This is a genomic window from Staphylococcus gallinarum, from assembly GCF_000875895.1.
Classification (GTDB): Bacteria; Bacillota; Bacilli; order Staphylococcales; family Staphylococcaceae; genus Staphylococcus; species Staphylococcus gallinarum.
In genome coordinates, this window is the sequence record NZ_JXCF01000034.1 from 1 (window position 1) to 2,816 (window position 2,816).

Below are 2,816 nucleotides of genomic sequence, written 5' to 3' on the forward strand. Positions count from 1 at the left end.
GATAAAGATATTCAAGCAGCAATCAAAGAAACCTCAAAATATTCGGTTAAGTCATCTGATTTTTTAACTGATGATGATGAAAGAAATCAAGAAATCGTGAATGATTTGGAAAAAGGTTTATATCGAAAACGTATGTTGAGTTATGGTGGTTTGCTTAAACAAAAACATAAAATTTTAAATTTAGACGATGCCGAAGATGGTAATTTAATTAATACAAGTGACGAAGATAAAACAACAGACGAAGAAGAAAAAGCACATTCAATTACTGCAATTTGGAATTTTGAAAAACAAAATTATTACTTAAAAGATTTGAAACGTTAGCTTAAAAGCTAGCGTTTTTTTATGTATTTTTGCCCCTGCGGGAACTATAGCGTTCAACCGGCATGGTTGCCCAGTTTTACTATGAAAATTTTAATTTGCATGTAGATGGGCAGTGTCTTAAAAATCAACACTGGATTTATTAGAAATTTATGTATGGTTTATCTGCAAAATAAAAATCATAAAGTTTAAGAAATTCGAAATCAGTATCAGAGATATTTTCCATTTTCATAATTTGAATTGTTTTTCTAATTCTTTGGTCGTTTGGAATATCACATAGATCAGAAATTTCTTGTGATGTTTTATCAAATACTAAAAATGTAAATTCAAAGTTTATTGTCATAAAGAACACCTCTTATTTGGCTCATATTTGCTTTTTAAAAGCTTCTGTAGGTTTTTAGGCATAAAACTATATGATTTACCCCTAAATCTTTAAAATGCCCCCTTAAAATTCAAAATAAAGGCATTTAGAATTTAAATATTTCTTGTGATAAAGTTTGCTAAAAAGGAGTGGTTTTATGACTGTTATGTGGTTATCGATTATAGGTATGTGGTTTTGTATTGGAATGGCATTTTTTGCTATCAAGGTTATTAAAAATAAAAATTAGACCACGCATTTATGCCGAGAAAATTTATTGATGTTGAGAAGAACCCTTAACTAAACTTGCAGACGAATGTCGGCATAGCGTGAGCTATTAAGCCGACCATTCGACAAGTTTTGGGATTGTTAAGGGTTCCGAGGCTCAACGTCAATAAAGCAATTGGAATAAAGCAACTTTGTTATTTATAATTATTTGATTGGAGGTGTGAATATGTTTTTTAAGTGTTCTATATGTGATGAAAAATTAAAGAGAGGTTATAAAACTTTAGCATGTGAGAATAACCATACTTTTGATATTGCAAAAGAGGGTTATTCGAATTTAATTTTAGGGCATAAAAAAAGTAAATACGATAAAAAATTGTTTATTGCTAGAAGAGAATTGAATGATAGTAGCAATTTGTATTCGATATTAATTTCAAAAATCATAGAAATTATTAAAAAATATGAGATTAAAACTAAAAATAATGTGATAGATGTTGGTACTGGTGAGGGTTATATTTTAAATGAAATTAGTAAAACATTTCTTGGTGAAAATGAATTCTTAGGTATAGACATTGCAAAAGAAGGTGTAAAAAAAGCAGCAAAATCATATAAAAATATAAATTGGTTGGTTGCTGATCTAGCTGATATACCAGTTATGAATGGGAATGTAGACTTTTTAATTAATGTGCTTAGCCCTTCTAATTATGATGAGTTTAAAAGAGTTCTAGATAAAGAGGGGAAATTGATAAAAATAATTCCTAATAGTGATTATTTAAAAGAAATAAGGAATATAGTCTTTAGTAATCATAAAAATAAGGATTATGATAATTCTGATGTTATAGATTTATTTGAAGCTAATTTTAATAAAATTGAAATGATAGATATTAGTTATAAGGTTAAATTAAATAAAGAAGAATTGAATAAATTACTTGATATGACGCCTTTAACGTGGAATTTAAGTAACGTAGAAAAAGAAGGAATAATTAAGAAAAACTTAAGTGAAATTACGATGAGTTTTAAGGTTTTGGTTGGTGGTTTTAAAACGAGTTGAAAACGAGTTTCTTCTTGTCTTGATACTATATAGAAATAACGTTCTTTTTTAAAAACATGATTTGTCGTTGATATGACAGTGTTTTTATGTATTTTTGGAGTTGAAAAGAAAATTTGACATGAAAAAACCCCAGTTATATTATTAAGGTGTCGAATCTTAAATAAAACTGGGGGCTTTTTATATGCAATATAATACTACTAAATATATTGACGAAAATCAAGATAACGAAACATTAAAAGATATGACGAAAAGTGGGAAGCAACGCCCATGGAGAGAAAAGAAAATTGATAATGTAAGTTATGCAGACATACTGGAAATTTTAAAAATTAAAAAGGCTTTTAACGTAAAACAATGTGGTAACGTCTTAGAGTTCAAGCCGACTGATGAAGGTTATTTGAAGTTACATAAGACATGGTTTTGTAAATCAAAATTATGTCCAGTTTGTAATTGGAGGCGTGCTATGAAAAATAGTTATCAAGCTCAAAGAGTGATTGAAGAAGTGGTTAAGGAAAAACCGAAAGCACGTTGGTTATTTCTAACACTTTCAACAAAAAATGCTATAGATGGGGATACTTTAGAACAAAGTTTGAAACACTTAACTGAATCATTTAGAAGATTATTTAAATATAAAAAAGTTAGTAAAAATTTAATTGGTTTTATGCGTTCAACAGAAGTAACAGTTAATAAAAATGACGGCAGTTATAATCAACACATGCATGTTTTGTTATGTGTTGAAAATAGTTATTTTAAGAATAAAGCTAATTATATAACTCAAGAAGAATGGGTTAGTTTATGGCAAAAAGCATTACAAGTGAATTATCGGCCAGTAGCAAATATTAAAGCGATCAAACCTAACCAAAAAGG

Annotated in this window: 4 protein-coding genes; 3 read left to right on the top strand and 1 reads right to left on the bottom strand. The window is 28.3% G+C overall.

Going from position 1 to position 2,816, the window contains the following annotated elements:
• A partial coding sequence (locus tag SH09_RS16100; RefSeq protein ID WP_082039231.1) for a protein rep occupies positions 1-321 on the top strand: 321 nt, incomplete at its 5' end.
• 139 nt (positions 322-460) lie between these two features.
• Here SH09_RS16100 and SH09_RS12140 read toward each other — a convergent pair.
• Positions 461-661, bottom strand: coding sequence for a hypothetical protein (locus SH09_RS12140; protein WP_042739924.1), 201 nt, complete (start codon positions 659-661; stop codon positions 461-463).
• Positions 662-1,130: 469 nt separating this feature from the next.
• Between SH09_RS12140 and SH09_RS12145 the strand changes: the two genes are divergently transcribed.
• Positions 1,131-1,952, top strand: a complete 822-nt coding sequence (locus SH09_RS12145; RefSeq protein ID WP_042739925.1) for a putative RNA methyltransferase — start codon at positions 1,131-1,133, stop codon at positions 1,950-1,952.
• Between the two features lie 181 nt (positions 1,953-2,133).
• On the top strand, positions 2,134-2,816 hold a 683-nt coding region (locus SH09_RS16105; RefSeq protein ID WP_042739926.1), incomplete at its 3' end, for a protein rep.

Bases quoted from the DNA above. Each gene is read 5' to 3' on its own strand.
- SH09_RS12140 (WP_042739924.1), bottom strand. From the start codon at position 661: ATGACAATAAACTTTGAATTTACATTTTTAGTATTTGATAAAACATCA.
- SH09_RS12145 (WP_042739925.1), top strand. From the start codon at position 1,131: ATGTTTTTTAAGTGTTCTATATGTGATGAAAAATTAAAGAGAGGTTAT.